The sequence below is a fragment of the Frankia sp. CcMO1 genome (genome assembly GCF_977945845.1).
On sequence record NZ_CDWTMG010000121.1, the window covers coordinates 1 to 832 of the forward strand.

Sequence of the window (832 nt, forward strand, 5' to 3'; positions counted from 1 at the left end):
CCGCCACGCACGACACACCAGAACGGCGAACAACATCCACACCCGACTCCAACACCAACCACTCACCGCAAGATCACGAATCTACGTGAATGTTTACGGTGCCACCATGCCGCGCCGCGCGCAGTCACGCAGCAGGTCTGCCCACGACTCGGTCGATTCCCGGTAGCCGTCGGTGAGAGCGATGAGTTCCTTACGGCCGTCGGCGCGGACGCCGATCAGGACGAGCAGGCACAGCTTCTCCTCGTCCAGGCGGATTGTGACGTGGTGAGGTCGGGCCGGGGCGCCCTGCCGGTGTTTCCACCGGTGGGTTTCCCCGGCCCGCCTCCCGAACCGGACGTGCGCCTCGTCGACGCATCCGGCTCTCCACAAGCCCCGAGGGGTCGGCAGTGGTGTTCTCATGTCGCGTTCGACCATGGAGACGGAATCTTCGCCCCGCGGTAGCGGTAGCGGGTGGTCCGCACCGCACCAGGGTTGAAAAGGACCACGTCTGTGTCGGCGGGCCACCAGCCGTCGATGGTGAATCGACGGCGTAGTTCCTTCCAGGTGGCGCCGGGGTGCTTGCGGCGTAGCCAGCGGATGACCTGACGCCAGGTGAAGGCGCGCAGATAGCCGAAGGCGATGCTGGACACCCCGGCCCGGAAGTAGGCAGTCCACCCCCGCAGTATCGAGTTCAGTCGATACAACAGGATGGCAAACGGCTGGTTGATGTTCTGCCGGCACAGCGTCTTTACTTTCGCGGTCACGGCTGTGAGGGCCTTGCGAGCCGGATAGGTATAGGAGTCGAAATGAAATAATTTGCGCGTTTCGAACCCTCCACAGGCCTGTGACCTGC

The 832-nt window shown here is 63.8% G+C and carries 1 protein-coding gene and 1 pseudogene; both read right to left on the minus strand.

The annotated features are described in order from the left end of the window. Nucleotides 1-96 precede the first annotated feature (96 nt). Nucleotides 97-252 (minus strand): annotated as a pseudogene (locus AC08OU_RS14965) (transposase); the annotation flags it as partial. A 143-nt stretch (nucleotides 253-395) separates the two neighbouring features. After that, nucleotides 396-832 (minus strand): group II intron maturase-specific domain-containing protein (locus AC08OU_RS14970; RefSeq protein ID WP_476605155.1); only part of this gene is annotated, 437 nt, incomplete at its 5' end.